Origin of the sequence: Mesorhizobium sp. YL-MeA3-2017, assembly GCF_030814575.1 — a bacterium.
Classification (GTDB): domain Bacteria; phylum Pseudomonadota; class Alphaproteobacteria; order Rhizobiales; family Rhizobiaceae; genus Mesorhizobium; species Mesorhizobium terrae.
In genome coordinates this window covers 1,486,218-1,503,068 of the sequence record NZ_JAUSVH010000001.1, presented here as the reverse complement: position 1 = coordinate 1,503,068, position 16,851 = coordinate 1,486,218, and the positions used below count along the sequence as shown (strand labels likewise).

Below are 16,851 nucleotides of genomic sequence, written 5' to 3'. Positions count from 1 at the left end.
TTCCGGACCGGTGTGCCGAACGAACGCAAGGGATTGGCATGATCTCGTTTCTCGATGACGGCCCGGCGGACGCCGGCACCACCCTGTTGCTTGCCCACGGCGCCGGAGCGCCGATGGATTCGGACTGGATGAATGCCGTGTCTGCGCAATTGGCGGGCAAAGGCGTCCGCACCCTGCGTTTCGAGTTCGGCTACATGGCGGCGCGACGGTCCGGCCAGCGCAAGCCGCCGCCTCGCGCCGAGGTGCTTCTGGACGAATATCGACAGGCCGTCGCTGCTGCCGCAACCGGCGGCAGGTTGCTGATCGGCGGCAAGTCGCTGGGCGGGCGGGTTGCCAGCATGGTCGCCGACGAACTGTTCAGGACGGGGAAAATCGCTGGGCTCGTCTGCCTCGGTTACCCGTTCCACCCGCCAGGCCAGCCAGACAAGCTCAGAACCGCTCACCTCGCCGCAATGGAATGCCCGACTTTGATCTGCCAGGGCGAACGCGACCCCTTCGGCATTCGCGAGGAAGTGGCTAGCTACAAGCTCGCTGGGACAATCGCCGTCCAGTGGCTGCCCGACGGCGACCATGACCTTAAGCCTCGTAAGGCTTCCGGTCGTACGCTGGCCGACAATCTGGATGAGGCGACCGGCCGGGTCGCTGCCTGGCGCTAAACCGCGAGCGGCAGGCGCAGCTCAGTCTGCAGGCCACCCTCGGGATGGTTCGACAGATAGATTTCGCCGCCGGCGGCCCGCGCGATGTTGCGGGCGATCGTCAGGCCGAGGCCCAGCCCGCCCGTTTCGCGGTTGCGCGATTTCTCCAGCCGGACGAACGGGCTGAATACGGCATCCAGCTTGGCCTGCGGTATGCCGGGGCCTTCGTCGCGGATCAGCAGCGCCATCTGGCTGTTGGAATGATGCAGGCTGAGATGCGCCTTCTGGCCATAAGTCACCGCGTTCTGGATGAGGTTGGTGACGCAGCGGCGCAGCGCCACCGGCCGCGCCAGGCAGATCAGTTCGCGCGACGGCGTGCCGTTGTCGTCGAGCGTCACCTGGGGGAAGCCGTCGGCGACGGATTCGACCAGTGACAGGAAATCGATGCGCTCGCTTTTCTCCTCCGCCACTTCGAACGTGGCGAAATCGATGACGGAGCGGGCGATGTCCTCGATGTCGCTCAAATCGCGGGCGAGGTCGTCGTGCAGCTTCGACTTGCGCAGCAGCGCCAGCCTCAGCCGCATGCGTGTGAGGGGCGTGCGCAGGTCGTGCGCCAGCGCCGCCGCGAGCTGCTCGCGATCCTCGACATATTCGCGCAGCCGCGACTGCATGGAATTGATCGCCCGGGCCGCTGCGCGGATTTCGCGGCTGCCGGCCTCCGATATGGGCGGGCTCTTCAGGTCGTTGCTGATGCGCCGTACTGCCGTTTCCATCACCCGGTAGGGCGCGGTCAGGCGGCGCAGCGACCAGACCGACATCGCCACGACGAGACCGGCGACGATGGCATAAAGCGGCAGGCTCTCGGGGTTCAGCACCGGGCCTGGCGGAATGATCGGTTCGGTGAAGTTCAGCCATTGGCCGTCGGAGAACTCGATCGAAGCGGTCAGCTTGTCGCTTTCGGCGAAGCCGGCCGCGAGCCTCAGGAGATCCTTCTCCACCTCGCCGGCATCGGAGCCGGGTTTGCGGACGGGTTTTTCGGGCTGGGTCGCCTCGTCGCGCCGCACCCTTGCCTCGGTGACGCCGAAGCGGGCCAGGCGGCTGACGAGGATGTCCTCCAGTTCCGCCAGCTGGTCGTTCTGAGCGATCGAAGAGGTGACGACGGGGCTGTCGGAAACGGTCATCGCATAGCTGGTGCTAGCAACACCGGAAGCCATGCGTTTGCGGTCCGCCGGGGTGGCCGCATAAAGCAACTGGACGACCGAATAGGCGCGATCGTTCAGCCGGTAGTAGTCGACGATGTCGGCGACGGCGGCACGGTCCCTGGCCACGATGTAGAGCGTGGCGACCTGGCTCATCAAAAGCGCGGCGATCACGATCAGCAGAACCCAGGCGGGCAGGGTCTGTGGCAGGAACCGCTTCATTCGGAGGTGGTCTCGGGAATGAACTGGTAGCCGCCGCTGCGCACCGTGTGGATCAGCTTGGGCGTGCGCGGGTCGTCTTCCATCTTGCGCCTGAGCCGGCTGACCAGGATGTCGACGCTGCGGTCATAGTTGATGCCGACGTCGCCGCCGGACAATTCGACGAGCTGGTCGCGGGTGAGCACGCGCTGCGCGCTCTTGACGAATGTGTGCAGCAGGTTGAATTCGGCCGCGGTCAGTTCCACCCGCACGTCGCCCGGCGCGATCAGCCGGCGGCGCGAGCAATCCATCGTCCAGCCGGCGAAGCGGTAGACTTGGCGCGGCTGCTGCCTTGGGGCCTCAGTCGCGTTGTTGCGCCTCAGCACGGCGCGGATGCGGGCCAGCAGTTCGCGCGGGTCGAACGGTTTCGGCACATAATCGTCCGCACCCATCTCCAGGCCGACCACCCGGTCCGTCGTTTCATTGACGGCGGTCAGCATGATGATGGGCAGCGCCTGGTTCGTGTTGCGCAGCTCGCGACACAGTTCCAGCCCGCTCTTGCCCGGCAGCATCACGTCGAGGATGACCAGGTCGAATTGGTTGCGCCGCATCGTGGCTTCCATTTCGTTGCCATCGCGGGCCACCGAGGTGCGCAGGCCGCGCTTCTCGAAAAACTCCTGAAGCAGGTCGCGTATGCCCTTGTCGTCGTCGACGATCAGAATGTGTGCATCGGATTTCACGAGATACCCATCGCAATGCTTTGCCGGGGAGGCAGTTGGTTTCGCCCTTAGGATAGGGTTGCCCGATCGTCTTGGCCAGCGGCTGCGGCGTTTCGAAGGCGCGTCCTCCTCAGAAACAATCCAGAAACAAAATTCAACATCCGGGAAAAACTGACGCAAAAAACCGATGCGATAAGGGTCCTCGCAGCGGCCAGAACACCGGTCGCGGCGCCTCGCAAACGGGGAACGCAGGGACTGACGATGCAAAGATGTTCGAATGGATGGATGGCTGCGATGCTCGGTGTTTCGCTTGTCATGTCCGCCGTCGGACACTCGCAAGCAGACACCCCCATCACCCGCAGCGAACGTTGCAACCGGCTAAGTCAACAACTCGACGAGGCCATCGAAACCCACGCCGAGGCGGCTCAGGTCGCCCAGGCAAAGGTGCTTCAAAAGAAGGCGACCCGGTATTGCGCGGACCGCAAGCAGGCCCAGGGCATCCGGACCTACGCCACCGCTTTGAAGCTTCTTGGAGTGACACCTGACGATCCCAGTCAGTGAAGCTCGACCCAAACTGAAAAAGGAAGCCTATTATGAAGAAGACCATCCTCTCCGCTCTCGGCCTCTCTGTTGCTCTCGCTTTCTCGATGCCGGTTCTCGGCACGACCGCCGCGAACGCTGCTTCGACCACGGCGACCACGACCACGACGACCGCTCCGGCTGCTGCCACCACCACCACCGCAGCTCCGGCCGCGACCGCTAAGAAGCCGGTCGAGAAGGTCACCAAGAAGAAAGTTGTGAAGAAGCACAAGAAGGCTGCCAAGAAGGCCGAAGCCAAGAAGACGATGTAAATCGTCCTTGGCTAACCTCGAGACCGCCTTCGGCGTCCCCCCTCTCGAAGGCGGTCTTGCGGTCTCCCGACCCGCCGCGGCCATGCGGGCCTCAGCGGAAACGACGCTTCGACGTGCAGCCCGGGCGACTATTCGTCAGGCGCCCCCTCTGTCCGGCCCATGCGCCAGGGTAATCCCTGCCGGCGGCGACCGATTCCCAACGGACACGCGACCGGTACTGGCCCGCTCAACCAGGAACATAGGAACACGTCCATGAGAAAGTCCCTTCTGTCGGCCCTCGGCCTCGCCGTGGCGCTTGCCTTCTCGATGCCGATCGTCGGCGCCAGCTCGGCCAATGCCGCCGAGACTGCCAAGCACGTGATGCACAAGAAGCATCATCACCGCGCTCATCATCGCAAGCACCACAGGAAGCATCACGCCCGCAAGCATCATCGTCACCACTACGCGGCTGCCAAGAAGGCCGCCTAAACATACGGCTTCCGCCACGGGCGGGATCGACAAGAAGGCCGCCTCCGGGGTTTCGGAGCGCGGCCTTCTTGTCGTTTGGCGGGCGTGTCGCAAGCTGATCTAAAGTCGTTACGGCGCGCTATCTCCGTCGTCTCGGATAGCTTGGCTGGAGCAACCGAAGCGGCGGCTCCCTGTCATACTTGCCGGATCGCTTTAGCGGCCTTCGCGGTACCACATGCTGCCCAGCGCCAGGAGCAGCAGACCGAGCCCGAGGAAGCCGCCGAACAGCGGCACGCGCGACACCGCCTTCAGCACGCTGTCGTCGGTGGTGCGCAAGCCGATCCAGTCGCGTCCGGCAGCCTCGGCCTGACCGCGCACCGGCACGATCGAAGGCAGCGCGATGTCGCTGCCGGTGCCGGCGACGAGGCGCCGCACGCTGCCGCCGGTGGCCTCAGTGGCCGGCTTCAGCTTGCTCTCCGTGGAAACGACATCGCCGAATTCCGGCGCATTGATGGGGCCGACATGGGCAAGCGCGGTCAGGTCGCCATTGGCAACCTGATAGAGACCGATTTCGCCGACCTCCATGCTGCCGCTGAAGATTCCCGGCTCCGATTTCTGCAAGGTCAGGGTGAGCGGCTTGCCGGAAGGGGTGATGATGCGGGCGGCGCCGGGATCGTCGCTCATCGTCTGGCGGCGCACCTCCAGCGTCATGCCACGACCGTCGGCGGTCAGCCGTTCTTCTTCCAGCTCCGGTTCCTTCATCAGCCAGTGCGCGACGCGGCGATAGAGCTGCACATGCGGGCCGCCGCCTTCGAAGCCACGCGCCCACAGCCATCCCTGGTCGGAAAGCAGCATGCCGACGCGGCCCTGGCCCTTGCGGTCGAGCACCAGAAGCGGGCGGTCCTCGGCTCCCTTCATCACCACTTCGCCCTCGGGCCGATCGATGCCGATGGTGCGGAACCAGCGGCCCCAGCGCGGCGGACTGGCTTCGGACCCCTCAAGCCCACGGGTGACCGGGTGACGCTGGCCGAGTTCGGTCAGGCGTGGATAAAAGGCCTTGTCGATAACCTCGCCGGTCGGCATGCCGGGCAGGGCCGACATCAGCGGCGTGCGGGCAATCGTGCTCGGTCCGGCATATTCGGGGCCGGCCGCGATCAGCAGCGCGCCGCCCTTTTCGACATATTCGGCGATGTAGTCGTAATAGAGGATCGGCAGCACGTCGCGATGCTGGTAGCGGTCGAAGATGATCAGGTCGAACTGGTTGATCTTGTCGACGAAGAGTTCGCGTGTCGGGAAGGCGATCAGCGACAGCTCGTTGATCGGCGTGCCGTCCTGCTTCTCGGGCGGCCGCAGAATGGTGAAATGCACCAGATCCACCGACGCATCGGATTTGAGCAGGTTGCGCCAGGTCCGTTCGCCCGCATGCGGTTCGCCCGAGACCAGCAAGACGCGAAGGTTTTCGCGAATGCCGTCCACCAGCGCGATCGCGCGGTTGTTGATGTCGGTCAACTCGCCATCCTCCTTCGGGATGGTGAGTTCGACGATGTTGCGACCGGCGCTGGGGATCGTCACCTGCAGCGGCATTTCCTGGCCGATGAAGGCGCGTTCGACCGCGACCTGCTGGCCGTTGACGGAGACGCGCACGTCGACGGGCCCGGTCTGCCCGTCGGTGGCGATGACGCGATAGGTCATGTCGAGCGGCTTGCCGACAAGGCCGAAGCGCGGCGCCTTGTCGAAGCGCACGCGGCGGTCCTTTTCGTTCTCGTGGCCGGTGATCAGCGCGTGGAGCGGTGCGTTGAACTCCGGCCGGCCGGCCGGCACATCGTGCACCTCGCCGTCGGTGATCATCACCGCGCCGGCGACACGCGACGGCGGCACGTCGCGCAGCGCGCCGTCGAGCGCCGAGAACAGGCGGGTCTCGGTGCGTTCCTCGGCGGCGCCGCTCTTGCCGGCCTCGACGACGCGCACGTCGAACTGCTTGAAGCGGGCGAGCCGTTCCTTCAGGCCGGCAACGGCGGCGTCGGTCTGGGCGGTGCGGTCGCCGATGTCCTGGCTCTGGCTGCGGTCGACGATGACGGCGACGACGCTTTTCAGCGCTTCGCGATCTTCGTCCAGGAACACCGGGTTGAACAGGGCAAGCGCCAGCGCGGCAAGGGCTACAAGGCGCAGCACTGCGCCGCGCTGACGGAACCACAGGCCGACAGCGGCAAGCAGCGCCAGCGGCACCAGCATCGCCGCCAGCAGGGGCCAGGACAGGAGCGGTTCGAAGGCGAGCGACCAGTTCATCTCATTGACCAAGCCGTTCGAGCAGGTCCGGCACGTGCACCTGGTCGGATTTGTAGTTGCCGGTCAGCATGTACATGATGATGTTGACGCCGGCGCGGAAGGCATAGATGCGCTGCATCGGGTCGGACGGCACGGTCGGAAAGAGCGGATTGCCGTTTTCGTCCTCGGCCCAGGCGCCGGCGAAATCGTTCGAAGTGATCATGATCGGCGTCACGCCGTCGCCGGTGCGCACCGGGCGGTTGCCGGGGTTGCTGGCCTCGAGCGAGGCCTCGACCCAGAGCGGGCTTCCCGCATAGCGTCCCGGAAACTCGTTCAGGATGTAGAACGACTTGGTCAGCACATGGTCGGACGGCACCGGCTCCAGCGGCGGCACGTTGAGCGTGCCCAGAATATCGCGCAGGCGCTGCGTCGCCGGACTGGCGGAAGCGTCGAGCGTGGCGGCGAACTGGTCGCGCGTGTCGAACAGAACCGTGCCGCCATTTTTCATATATTCGTCGATGCGGGCGATCGCGGATTGCGACGGCACCGGGACATTGGCGTCCACCGGCCAGTAGATGAGCGGGTAGAAGGCGAGGTCGTCGCTTTCGATGTTGACCCCGGTCGGGTCGCCGGGTTCCAGCGCGGTCTTTTCGCGCAGGAAACGGGTAAGCCCCCCCATTCCGGCGCGGCTAACGGCATCGATGCTGGAATTGCCGGTCAGCACATAGGCGATCCGCGTCACGGTGGCAGCGTCGATCGCCTGCTGATCGCCGGGCTTGGCGTCGCTGGCGAAGGCGGGCGGTACGGGCAGGAACAGCGCGGGAAGGATGATCAGCGCGACGGCTGCCGCCGTCATCCGGCCGGCCGCCCGGCGCCAGAGACCGGTCAGCCACAACACGACCAATCCGTCGACGATCAACAGTGCAAGCGCGGCGAACAGCAGCGGTCCCTTGATGTCCTGCTGTTCGTCGACGGCGTAGCTTTCGGTGACGACGGGGATCGATACCGTCGGGCGGCTGATCGGCGCCAATGTCGCATCCGCCGGCAAAAGATTATGCGCGAATACGCCGTTTTCGGTACCGTAGAGACCGGGTGGGTTCTCTATGGTCACGGGCAGCGGAGCCTTGCCGGTTTGCAAGGGCTTTGCTTCACCGCTTGGCGGCCCGATCTGGCCGTCGGCGCCAATCATCCGGTAGGGCGGCAAAGTGGCGGCGGGCGCGTTTTCCGTTGATGCTCCAACAGCGCCCTGGTTGCGCGAGAGCTGGACGATGGCTCTCAGCATTTCCACGAAGCTTCCTGAAATCGGCAGGTTCGACCACGTCGCCGAAGGGGTGATGTGGAAAAGCACCACGATACCCTTGCCGCGGCTGTCGGCCGTCACCAGCGGGGTGCCGTCGGCCAGCGTCGCCCATGTGTGTTCGGCCAAGGTCGGGGTCGGTTCGGCCAGGATCTGGCGCGAGACGGTCACGTCCTGCGGCGGCGCGAGTTTCGCGAACGGGCCGTTCGATGGGAACTCGGTCACTTTCTGCGGTTCGGTCCAGGAAAGCGCGCCGCCCAGCAGGCGTTCGCCGAGCCTGAGCTTCACCGGCAGCAACTCGTCGTCATTGCCGGCGGTAAGCAGCCGCGTCGAGGCAAAACGGATCAAGGTGCCGCCATTCTGCATCCATTTGATCAGCGGCTCGCGCACCGCGTCCGGCACGGTGCCGACATCGCCCAGGACGATGACCGCCGGCTTCTGCTCCAGAAGCTGCGGAATGGCCTCCTGGAGGTCCGGGCTTTTCGGTTCGATGATGTCGGCCGATGGCTCAAGAGCGCGGCGGATGTAATAGAGCGGGGAGAGAAGCTGCCTGGTATCGTCCGTCGGTGCCTGAGACAGCAAGGCAACGCGCCGGCGCTTTGCCGTCCCGTCGAGCAGTCGGACGCCGGCGGCGTGATTTTCTCCGTCCAGCGAGATCGCGGCGAAATCGTTGCGCAGTTCGAAGGGAACGACGATTTCGCCCGATGCTACCGCTTCGCCGGGTCGGAAGGTGAGGGCAGCGTCGCCGATACGCCGGCCCTTTTCGTCGAATGCGCCGGCGGTCATGGCGCGTGGCACGCCTGCGGGCGCGCGTATGGCGGTGACGCTGAAGCGATCGAGGCCGTTGTCGGCCGCGGTCAAGCCGACCATATCGAGACGATCCGGCGCGGCCCAGACGATGTTGGCGGGCTTGGCCGCAAGCAATGTCGCGAAAGCCTTGTCATCATCCTTGGCGGCGAGGCCATCGGTGAGCAAGGCGATGGTCGCGCCGGTCCTCTGGCCGATCGTGTTGGCGACGGCCAGGAAAACACCTTCGCGGTCGACCGGCACGGGGCGCGGCTGCACCGCGTTCAGGCGGCTGCGGGCATCGCCCGCACTGTAGGGACCGATCTGCTGGTTCGCCTTCTCCGCCGTGAAGGCAAGGATGATCGGCATCTCCTTCTTCTCGGCATCGTTGATGAGCCGCTCGGCGGTAGCGACACGCTTGTTCCAGTCGGGCGCGCTCGCCCAGCCATTGTCCACGACGAGGGCAAGCAGGCTGCCGCCGACAGGGATACGCTCGCGCGGGTTCCACACCGGGTCGGCCAGCGCGAAGATGACCAGGCCGGCCATCAGCAGGCGCAGCAGGGTCAGCCACCACGGGCTGCGGTTCGGCGTGTCCTCCGAGCGTAGCACCCTGGCCAGGATCTTCAGCGGCGGGAACACTTCCTTCTGCGGCTGCGGCGGCGTGAAGCGCAGCAGCCACCAGATGACGGGCAGGGCGACGAGGCCCCACAGCACCATGGGCGCACCGAAGGAGAGCGGCAGCCAGCTCATGCGCCGACCCTTCCGAGGTGGCTGTCATCGACGCTGAGCGCCATATGCAGCCGCACCAGCGCTTCGGAAGCCAGGTGGTCGGTGTGGTTGACGGTGTAGCTCCAGCCCAGGCGCTTGGCCCAGGCCGCCAGTGTCTCACGGCGGGCGACATAGAGCCTGCGATAGTCCTCGGAAAGCACTTCGGCGCGACCGGCGATCAGCTTTTCGCCTGTTTCGGGGTCGGTGAATTCCGTGCGGCCCGCATAAGGGAATGTCTCCTCGGCGGGATCGGCCACCTCGACCAGATGGGCGCGCGCGCCACGCCGGGCCAACCCGTCCAGCCATTCGAACGTCTCCTCGACAGGGTCAAGGAAATCGCTGATCAGCACGACGTCGGCGAAGCGGCGTATGCCGGAAAGGTCGGGCCTGGCCGGCAAAACCGCGGCATGGGCAAGGCGCGCGGCGATGCGCTCGGCGCCGTTGCGGTTGGTGAACGGGTCGGTGACGCCCGGCCAGGCGATGCGTTCGCCGCTGCGCGACAACAGTTCGGCCATGGCGAGTGTCAGGACCAGCGCGCGCGACTGCTTGGACACTTTCGCGCCGGCCGATTTGTAGAGCATGGACGGAGACGGGTCGGCCCACAGCCAGACGGTGTGGGCGGCTTCCCACTCGCGGTCGCGCACATAGGTGTGGTCGTCGCGGGCGGAGCGGCGCCAGTCGATGCGCGCCACCGCCTCGCCCTCGACATAGGGTCGGAACTGCCAGAAATCCTCGCCGATGCCGCGTTTGCGGCGGCCGTGCCAGCCGGCGATCACCGTGTTGACGATGCGGCGCGCCTCGACCAGCAGATCGGGCACCAGCGATGCGCGCAGGCGGCCCCTTGCCAGCGCGTCATGCGCGGCAACCGGTGCCTGTGCCTCGCCGATCCTGGCCATCACAGCCCTTTGGTCAGTTTCGCCACCACGTCGCGCACGCTCATGCCTTCGGCCCGGGCGGCGAAGGTCAGCGCCATGCGATGTTGCAGCACCGGCTCGGCCAGTGCCTTGACGTCGTCGACCGACGGGGCGAGGCGGCCGTCATAGAGCGCGCGGGCGCGGGCGCAGAGCGTCAGCGCCTGGCTGGCGCGCGGGCCGGGACCCCAGGCGACATGCTTGTCGGTTTCGGCATTGCCCTGGCCGGGCCGCGCCGAACGCACCAGCTTGAGGATCGCTTCGACGACGCTCTCGGGCACCGGCATGCGGCGGATCAGCGTCTGGATATCGCGCAACCGGGCGGGATCGAGCATGTTCTGCGGCTTGGCCTCGTCGATGCCGGTGGTCTCCAGCAGAATGCGCCGTTCGGCCTCGATCTCGGGATAGAGGATGTCGATCTGCATCAGGAAACGATCGAGCTGCGCCTCGGGCAGCGGGTAGGTGCCTTCCTGCTCCAGCGGATTTTGCGTGGCGAGCACATGGAAGGGGGCGGGCAGGTCGTGGCGGGCGCCGGCGATGGTGACATGGTATTCCTGCATCGACTGCAACAGCGCCGACTGCGTGCGCGGGCTGGCGCGGTTGATCTCGTCCGCCATCAGGAGCTGAGCGAAGATCGGTCCGCGGATGAAGCGGAACGAGCGCTTGCCGCTTTCGTCCTGCTCCATCACCTCCGAGCCCAGGATATCGGACGGCATCAGGTCGGGCGTGAACTGGATGCGGCGGGCATCGAGGCCGAGCACCACGCCCAGCGTCTCCACCAGCTTGGTCTTGGCCAGGCCCGGCACGCCGACCAGCAGCGCGTGGCCGCCGGCCAGAAGCGCCACCAGGGCGCGTTCGATCACGCTTTCCTGGCCGAAGATGACGCGGCCGACGCCGTCGCGCACCCGCGAGATGTCGGCCAGCGCCTTTTCGGCGGCGGCGATCATCTCTTTCTCGTCGATCGGGCTTTCCTTGACCATCACGCTCATCAGGCATCGATCCTTGTCGTTGAGGACGCCGGCCCGCATCATATGCGCGTTCATCGTACGGCGATTCGGCCTTCGCCGGGCTCTGACCCCGAGCTTATTTGACCGTGTATAGCTGACAAGCGCAACAACAGTGACTATTTCGTGACGATGACCGCAACCTCCGGACAAGCACCCGACAGCATGACCGCCGCCGCCGACGCGCGCGGGCTGGAGGCGCTGGTGGCGCGTGCCGCCCGTGCCGGCAAGGGCCTGCCGCCGGTCGAACGCTGGAACCCGCCCTTCTGCGGCGACATCGACATGGAAATCCGCCAGGACGGCACCTGGTTCTATCTCGGCACGCCCATCGGCCGCATGCCGCTGGTGCAACTTTTTTCGACCGTGCTGCGGCAGGACGAAGACGGCAGGACCTATCTGGTCACGCCGGTGGAGCGGGTCGGCATCCGTGTGGTCGACGCGCCCTTCGTCGCCGTCGAGGTGGATGTCTCGGCCGGGGACGGGGAGCAGGTCATCACTTTCCGCACCAATGTCGGCGACGTGGTCGAGGTCGGGCCGGCCAACCCGCTGCGCTTCGTCGACGAGGCCGAGACCGGCGGGTTGAAACCCTATGTGCTGGTGCGCGGCCGGCTCGAGGCGCTGGTGGCGCGGCCGGTGATGTACGAACTGGTCGGCCATGGCGAGGAGATCGACGTCGGCGGCGTGGCGATGTTCGCCTTGCGGTCGAATGGCGAGGTCTACCCGGTCATGCCGGCGATCCGGCTTGCGGAACTGAGCGCCTGATGGACCAATCGTTGCCTCCTTTGTTCTCGGCTGCCGATTTCCGCATGCGCGCTGCGCGGGAAGAGAATTTCCTGGTGCATCCCGACGAGGATGGCGACCATCGTTTCAACCCCGGCCATCCGCGCCTGAAACGCAGCGAGCCGCTGCGCGACGCCGCCGTGCTGATCCCGGTCATCGACCGGGGCACTGAAGCCACCGTTCTGTTGACCAAGCGCGCTGAAACGCTACGCAGCCACACCGGCCAGGTCGCCTTTCCGGGCGGGCGGATCGACGACGACGACCATTCCCCTGAATTCGCCGCCTTGCGCGAAACCCACGAGGAGATCGGGCTCGACCGCCGCTTCATCGACATTGTCGGACGCATGCCGGACTATGTCTCCGGCAGCGGCTACCGCATCGCGCCGGTGCTTTCTGTGGTGCGGCCGGGTTTTTCGCTGACCTTGAACCATGACGAGGTCGACGCCGCCTTCGAGGTGCCGCTCAGCTTTCTGATGGACCCGACCAACCACCGCCGCGACAGCCGCTTCTGGAACGACCTCGAATGGTTCTTCTACGAGATGCCGTATGACGGCCAACGCATCTGGGGCGTGACGGCCGGCATTATCCGCACGCTCTATGAAAGGCTCTACGCGTGACGGATAGCGTCTCCATCGCCGACAAGGCCGACTGGCTCGCCGACAAGAACCTCAAGCGCCTTTTGGCCGCTCTGTCGGAAGCGGGCGAAGAGGCGCGCATCGCCGGCGGCGCGGTGCGCAACGCGCTGATCGGCGAACCGGTGGCCGATATCGACATCGCCACCACAAATCGCCCCGAGGAGACGATGCGGCGTGCGCGGGCCGCCGGGTTCAAGGCGGTGCCGACCGGCATCGAACACGGCACCATCACCGTGGTGATTGCCGGCAAGGGTTACGAGGTGACGACGCTGAGGGCCGATGTCGAGACCGACGGCCGCCATGCGAAAGTGTCGTTCGGCCGCGACTGGAAGGCGGATGCGGAGCGACGCGACTTCTCCATCAACGCGCTTTACGCGAAGGCAGACGGCACCGTGGTCGATCTGGTCGGCGGCATCGCCGACATCGCCGCAAGACGCCTGCGCTTCATCGGCGATGCCGAAAAGCGTATCCGCGAGGACTATCTGCGCATCCTGCGCTTTTTCCGGTTTTTCGCCTGGTATGGGGCAGGGCGTCCCGACGCGGACGGCCTGAAAGCCTGCGCGCGGCTGAAAGAGGGCCTCGACCGGCTCTCGGCGGAGCGTGTCTGGGCGGAACTGAAGAAGCTGCTGTCGGCGCCCGACCCGTCACGGGCCTTGCTGTGGATGCGACAGGCCGGCGTGTTGTCGCGCGTGCTGCCGGAAAGCGAGAAATGGGGCATCGACGCCGTCCATGGGCTGATCGCGGCGGAACGCGATCTCGGCTGGCCGGCGCAGCCGCTCTTGCGGTTGGCGGCCATGGTGCCGCCGGACGCGGCCAGGATGAAGGCGATGGCGGAACGGCTGCGGTTTTCGTCCGACGAGGCGAACCGCCTGCAGCGCTGGGCGCTGACGCCGGCCATCGAGGCGAAGACGACCGAAGGCATGCTCGCCAAGACCCTTTATCTCGGTGACCGCCAGGCGGTCGTCGACCGGCTGAAATTGTCGCTGTCGGCGGCGCGTGCCCGTGTCGCCACCGACGATGCGGCACTGACCGAGGCCGGCGGCTATGCGCGTCTGCTTGCCTTCGCGGAGAAATGGGAAAAGCCGGCTTTTCCGGTCAAGAGCGCCGATATGTCGGCGCTTGGCCTGTCGCCGGGCCCGAAATTCGGAGCGTTGCTGAAAACGCTGGAGACGGAATGGGTGGAGAAGGGCTTCCAGCCAGACCGCGGCGCGCTGCTCGAACGCGCCGCCGAAATACTCAACAAGTCCTGATCAAGCCGCGTCGCGGACCTTTTCGATGCGCGAGCGGATGGCCTCGACCATGGTCTCGCGGATGATCGTCTCGCCATGGGTTTCGCGCATATGCTCGACCGCGCGGCGCATGACTTCCGCTTCCTCCTCGGCGCGGGTGTGCCAGTCGCAGCCGGGGACGAGCGAGCCGCAGTGAAATTCCTTCATCGGAGTCCTCCTTTCCTCGTCGTCGGAACGGTTAGCATAACACGCCGCCGCCGCTTTGGTTGCCTCGAAAATGGCCGTCGCGGCCGTCACTTGCCCCCGCGAAGCCTGGGCGAATTAGCCGGAGCGGCGGCAAGTTCCTGTCAAATCAGGGCCATTTCGCCTGCGGCGGCAGGCTGGACAGGATCGAATTGACGTTGCCGCCGGTCTTCAGGCCGAACAGCGTGCCGCGATCGTAGAGCAGGTTGAACTCGGCATAGCGTCCGCGCCGGATCAACTGCTCCTCGCGGTCGCCGTCGGTCCAGTTGTCGTTGAAGTTGCCGCGCAACAGATGCTGATAAACGACCAGGAAGGCCCGGCCGACGTCCTGCGCGAAATTGAAGTCCGCCTCCCAGCCGCCTTTCTCCTGCGGCGACTGCTGCCAGTCGAAGAAGATGCCGCCGATGCCGCGCGCCTCGTTGCGGTGCGGCAGGAAGAAATAGTCGTCGCACCAGGTCTTGAAGCGGGGGTAATCGGCCACCGCCGCGTTCTTCTCGCAGGCGAACTGCATGGCGCGGTGGAAGCAGGCCGTGTCGGGATCGTCCTGGGTGCGGCGGCGGTCGAGCACGGGTGTCAGGTCGGCGCCGCCGCCGAACCAGTGCCTGGAGGTGACCACCATGCGCGTGTTCATATGCACGGCCGGCACGTTCGGGTTCCAGGGGTGGGCGATCAGCGAGATGCCGCTTGCCCAGAAACTCGGGTCTTCCTCGGCTCCGGGTATCTGCTTGCGGAACTCGGGCGAGAACTCGCCATGGACGGTGGATGTGTGCACACCCACCTTCTCGAAGACGCGGCCATGCATCATCGACATGGTGCCGCCGCCGCCCTTGCCGTCCTCGCGCAGCCACGGCGTCCGCTCGAAGCGGCCGGGCGCCCAGGAAGCCTGCGGGCCGGTCAATTCGTCCTCGATCGCCTCGAAGGCGGTGCAGATGCGGTCGCGCAGTTCCTCGAACCAGGCGCGGGCGCGCTGCTTCTTGTCTTCGATGTCGGCGGGCAGACCAGCCGGTATTTCGGGTCGTTCCAAGTGCCGTCTCCGGGCGCGGGCATCTTTGCCCGACAAATGACTCGTCTTTTTCGGGCGCGATCCCTAATCTTCTCAGAAGTTGGGTCAAGGAGTTCTTTTTGTGCGTACTCCCGCAAGACCACCGCTGGATGGCCTCAAGAAGAGGCTGGACCGTGCCCGCGCCGAGGCCACGCCACGTGACGGCTTCCTGCGCGAAACCTTTGTGTTGCCGCGTTCCGACGCCCGATTGAAGGCAAAGGAGTGGTTCGAGCGGTGGCCCAAACAGGCCTATTGGACGACCATCGAAAGCTGGTTCGAACGGCCGGGCGACGTCATCGAATTCACCATTCGCAGGCTGCCGGTCGCCGATTGACCCGGCGCGGCGGCCCAAAGCGCCTCCGTCCCTCGCACCCCTTGACTTCAAGTTAGCTTGAACTTGTAGAGAGATTGTCTTCGACGGATGAGCGAAGGCGAAAAACGATGTGCGTATCAGGCTTGGCGGTTTCGGCGAGCCATCTTGGAAAAGACGGACGGCGTGCTGTCTTCAGTGCTCCGACGGAGACGGAGGGCGTCGGAATAGAGGCGCTAAGCCAGCTGCCGCAAGGCCTCGCCAGCCACCATGGCCACCGAAAGCGCCACGTTGAGGCTGCGGGCGCCGGCCTGCATGGGGATGAGCAGACGCGCGTCGGCGGCATCGTGGACAGTGTCCGGCACGCCGGCGGATTCGCGCCCGAACAGGATGACGTCGCCCTCGGCGAAGGCGAAATCCGTATAGGGCACAGCCGCTTTGGTCGACAAAAGCAGCAGCCGGCGGCCCTCGCTGCGACGCCACTCCTCGAAGCGAGGCCAATCGACATGGCGGGTGAGCACCGCCATTTCGAGATAATCCATGCCGGCGCGCCTGAGGTTGCGGTCGGAGAGGTCGAAGCCGGCCGGCTCGATGACGTCGACGGCAAGACCCGTGCAGGCGGCGAAGCGCAGAATTGTCCCGGTATTGCCGGCAATATCCGGCTGGTAGAGGGCGATGCGCAGACCGTGCTTCATTTCGGCGTCTTCTGGATGCGTGGCAGATCGGCCACAGATGGTTCCTGGTTTCGGCGATTGCTCGACTGGCATCTGGTCATTTTTTGCGAATGCGTGTATCAGGCCGGCATTGTCAACTCGAACCGACGGAGGCGTTCATGGAAACCATCCTGACCATGTGTATCACACGCCTTCTGGCGTGGGGCGTATGCCCGACGGCTGGCTCGGTTCGACGTTTCTCCTAGCACTCTAGGCTCCATCGCACCGATCCCAGCCGGACCTCTCTTCCGGCCATCAAGGGAATCCTGCGATGTTTTTACCCAAGACCCGGGGGCTGTACGCCCCGTCTGACCGCGTTCAGTTCCAACCGTTTTTCACCACCGGCATGCCTTTTGCCGATGGGTCCAATCCATCTTTCAACCTGTTCTTTTCACTGGAGGACGGACCGATGTTCGATCCCTGTAAGACACCGGGCTCACGCAGCCTGCACGAACGCAAACTGGCAAGCTGGGCGCTGCTGGTCGGCGAAACCCACTCGTCGGCGTCGCATGCCGAGATGCGGCGTCGGCCGCATCGCGGCATGCTGCCGGATGTCGACTTCTCCATGGCCGTTCCGGCTCCCCGCCGACCGTCGCTGGTGCGCCGCTTCATCGGCCTGTTCAAGCCGCGCTTGGTGAAGACGGATGTTCCGGCCTCGGCCTCTCAGGAGGGAGAGCGCGGGCCTGTAGGCGAGGGCCTTGCCGCTTCCCGTCCAGGCAGCAAGCATGCGAGCCAGCCGGCTGCCCGGCAGGCCGAAGAGAAGAGTGATGCAACCGCATGGGCGCGCGCGGCTTAAAGCTGCGCGCGCCTCCCAATTTT

The 16,851-nt window shown here is 65.6% G+C and carries 18 protein-coding genes; 9 read left to right on the top strand and 9 right to left on the bottom strand.

From position 1 onward, the window contains the following. Positions 1-38 precede the first annotated feature (38 nt). A complete protein-coding gene (locus tag QFZ88_RS07105) occupies positions 39-656 on the top strand; it encodes an alpha/beta family hydrolase (protein ID WP_024925545.1) in 618 nt (205 codons plus the stop codon). On the opposite strand, the gene QFZ88_RS07100 is transcribed toward QFZ88_RS07105, so the two are convergent. Both QFZ88_RS07100 and QFZ88_RS07095 read right to left on the bottom strand, forming a co-directional pair. Then, positions 653-2,056, bottom strand: coding sequence for an ATP-binding protein (locus QFZ88_RS07100; protein WP_024925544.1), 1,404 nt, complete (start codon positions 2,054-2,056; stop codon positions 653-655). The genes QFZ88_RS07105 and QFZ88_RS07100 overlap by 4 nt on opposite strands. Beyond that, a complete protein-coding gene (locus QFZ88_RS07095) occupies positions 2,053-2,772 on the bottom strand; it encodes a response regulator (RefSeq protein ID WP_024925543.1) in 720 nt (239 codons plus the stop codon). Before QFZ88_RS07095 ends, QFZ88_RS07100 begins: the two co-directional genes overlap by 4 nt. Positions 2,773-3,036: 264 nt before the next feature. Between QFZ88_RS07095 and QFZ88_RS07090 the strand changes: the two genes are divergently transcribed. The 3 genes from QFZ88_RS07090 (at position 3,037) to QFZ88_RS07080 (ending at position 4,070) form a co-directional block, all read left to right on the top strand. Next, positions 3,037-3,312, top strand: a complete 276-nt coding sequence (locus tag QFZ88_RS07090) for a hypothetical protein (RefSeq protein WP_244431128.1) — start codon at positions 3,037-3,039, stop codon at positions 3,310-3,312. A 32-nt stretch (positions 3,313-3,344) separates the two neighbouring features. Continuing rightward, complete coding sequence (locus QFZ88_RS07085; RefSeq protein WP_024925541.1) at positions 3,345-3,602, top strand: hypothetical protein; 258 nt, start codon at positions 3,345-3,347, stop codon at positions 3,600-3,602. Between the two features lie 252 nt (positions 3,603-3,854). Continuing rightward, positions 3,855-4,070 (top strand): hypothetical protein, encoded by a 216-nt coding sequence (locus tag QFZ88_RS07080; RefSeq protein WP_024925540.1) that lies wholly within the window; start codon positions 3,855-3,857, stop codon positions 4,068-4,070. 192 nt (positions 4,071-4,262) lie between these two features. Here the strand turns inward: QFZ88_RS07080 and QFZ88_RS07075 are convergent, their stop codons facing one another. The 4 genes from QFZ88_RS07075 to QFZ88_RS07060 are packed head-to-tail and all read right to left on the bottom strand — an operon-like array spanning position 4,263 to position 11,065. Next, on the bottom strand, positions 4,263-6,335 hold the full coding sequence (locus QFZ88_RS07075) for a membrane protein (protein ID WP_024925539.1): 2,073 nt from the start codon (positions 6,333-6,335) through the stop codon (positions 4,263-4,265). A 1-nt stretch (position 6,336) separates the two neighbouring features. Beyond that, entirely contained in the window at positions 6,337-9,147 is a 2,811-nt protein-coding gene (locus QFZ88_RS07070; RefSeq protein WP_024925538.1) for a DUF4159 domain-containing protein, read from the bottom strand. Continuing rightward, positions 9,144-10,061: a DUF58 domain-containing protein gene (locus QFZ88_RS07065; protein WP_024925537.1), complete on the bottom strand. Its 918-nt coding sequence runs from the start codon at positions 10,059-10,061 to the stop codon at positions 9,144-9,146. Before QFZ88_RS07065 ends, QFZ88_RS07070 begins: the two co-directional genes overlap by 4 nt. Then, entirely contained in the window at positions 10,061-11,065 is a 1,005-nt protein-coding gene (locus QFZ88_RS07060; protein ID WP_024925536.1) for an AAA family ATPase, read from the bottom strand. Before QFZ88_RS07060 ends, QFZ88_RS07065 begins: the two co-directional genes overlap by 1 nt. Positions 11,066-11,212: 147 nt before the next feature. Between QFZ88_RS07060 and QFZ88_RS07055 the strand changes: the two genes are divergently transcribed. Genes QFZ88_RS07055 through QFZ88_RS07045 form a run of 3 tightly spaced genes read left to right on the top strand, consistent with a single transcriptional unit; the run spans position 11,213 to position 13,745 of the window. Beyond that, positions 11,213-11,842, top strand: coding sequence for a DUF1285 domain-containing protein (locus QFZ88_RS07055; RefSeq protein WP_024925535.1), 630 nt, complete (start codon positions 11,213-11,215; stop codon positions 11,840-11,842). After that, positions 11,842-12,477, top strand: coding sequence for a CoA pyrophosphatase (locus QFZ88_RS07050; RefSeq protein ID WP_024925534.1), 636 nt, complete (start codon positions 11,842-11,844; stop codon positions 12,475-12,477). Before QFZ88_RS07055 ends, QFZ88_RS07050 begins: the two co-directional genes overlap by 1 nt. After that, positions 12,474-13,745, top strand: coding sequence for a CCA tRNA nucleotidyltransferase (locus tag QFZ88_RS07045; protein WP_024925533.1), 1,272 nt, complete (start codon positions 12,474-12,476; stop codon positions 13,743-13,745). Before QFZ88_RS07050 ends, QFZ88_RS07045 begins: the two co-directional genes overlap by 4 nt. Here QFZ88_RS07045 and QFZ88_RS07040 read toward each other — a convergent pair whose 3' ends face one another. Beyond that, entirely contained in the window at positions 13,746-13,931 is a 186-nt protein-coding gene (locus QFZ88_RS07040; RefSeq protein ID WP_024925532.1) for a DUF1059 domain-containing protein, read from the bottom strand. It lies immediately after the preceding gene. A gap of 145 nt (positions 13,932-14,076) precedes the next feature. After that, the gene (gene hemF, locus QFZ88_RS07035) at positions 14,077-14,991 is read right to left on the bottom strand and encodes an oxygen-dependent coproporphyrinogen oxidase (protein ID WP_024925531.1); all 915 of its coding nucleotides are present in this window, start codon (positions 14,989-14,991) and stop codon (positions 14,077-14,079) included. 100 nt (positions 14,992-15,091) lie between these two features. Here hemF and QFZ88_RS07030 point away from each other — a divergent pair, with 100 nt between their 5' ends. Continuing rightward, positions 15,092-15,343, top strand: a complete 252-nt coding sequence (locus QFZ88_RS07030) for a hypothetical protein (protein WP_024925530.1) — start codon at positions 15,092-15,094, stop codon at positions 15,341-15,343. 212 nt (positions 15,344-15,555) lie between these two features. On the opposite strand, the gene QFZ88_RS07025 is transcribed toward QFZ88_RS07030, so the two are convergent. Then, positions 15,556-16,014: a tRNA (cytidine(34)-2'-O)-methyltransferase gene (locus QFZ88_RS07025; RefSeq protein WP_024925529.1), complete on the bottom strand. Its 459-nt coding sequence runs from the start codon at positions 16,012-16,014 to the stop codon at positions 15,556-15,558. Positions 16,015-16,303: 289 nt separating this feature from the next. Here QFZ88_RS07025 and QFZ88_RS07020 point away from each other — a divergent pair, with 289 nt between their 5' ends. Next, entirely contained in the window at positions 16,304-16,828 is a 525-nt protein-coding gene (locus QFZ88_RS07020; protein ID WP_024925528.1) for a hypothetical protein, read from the top strand. Positions 16,829-16,851: the final 23 nt, after the last annotated feature.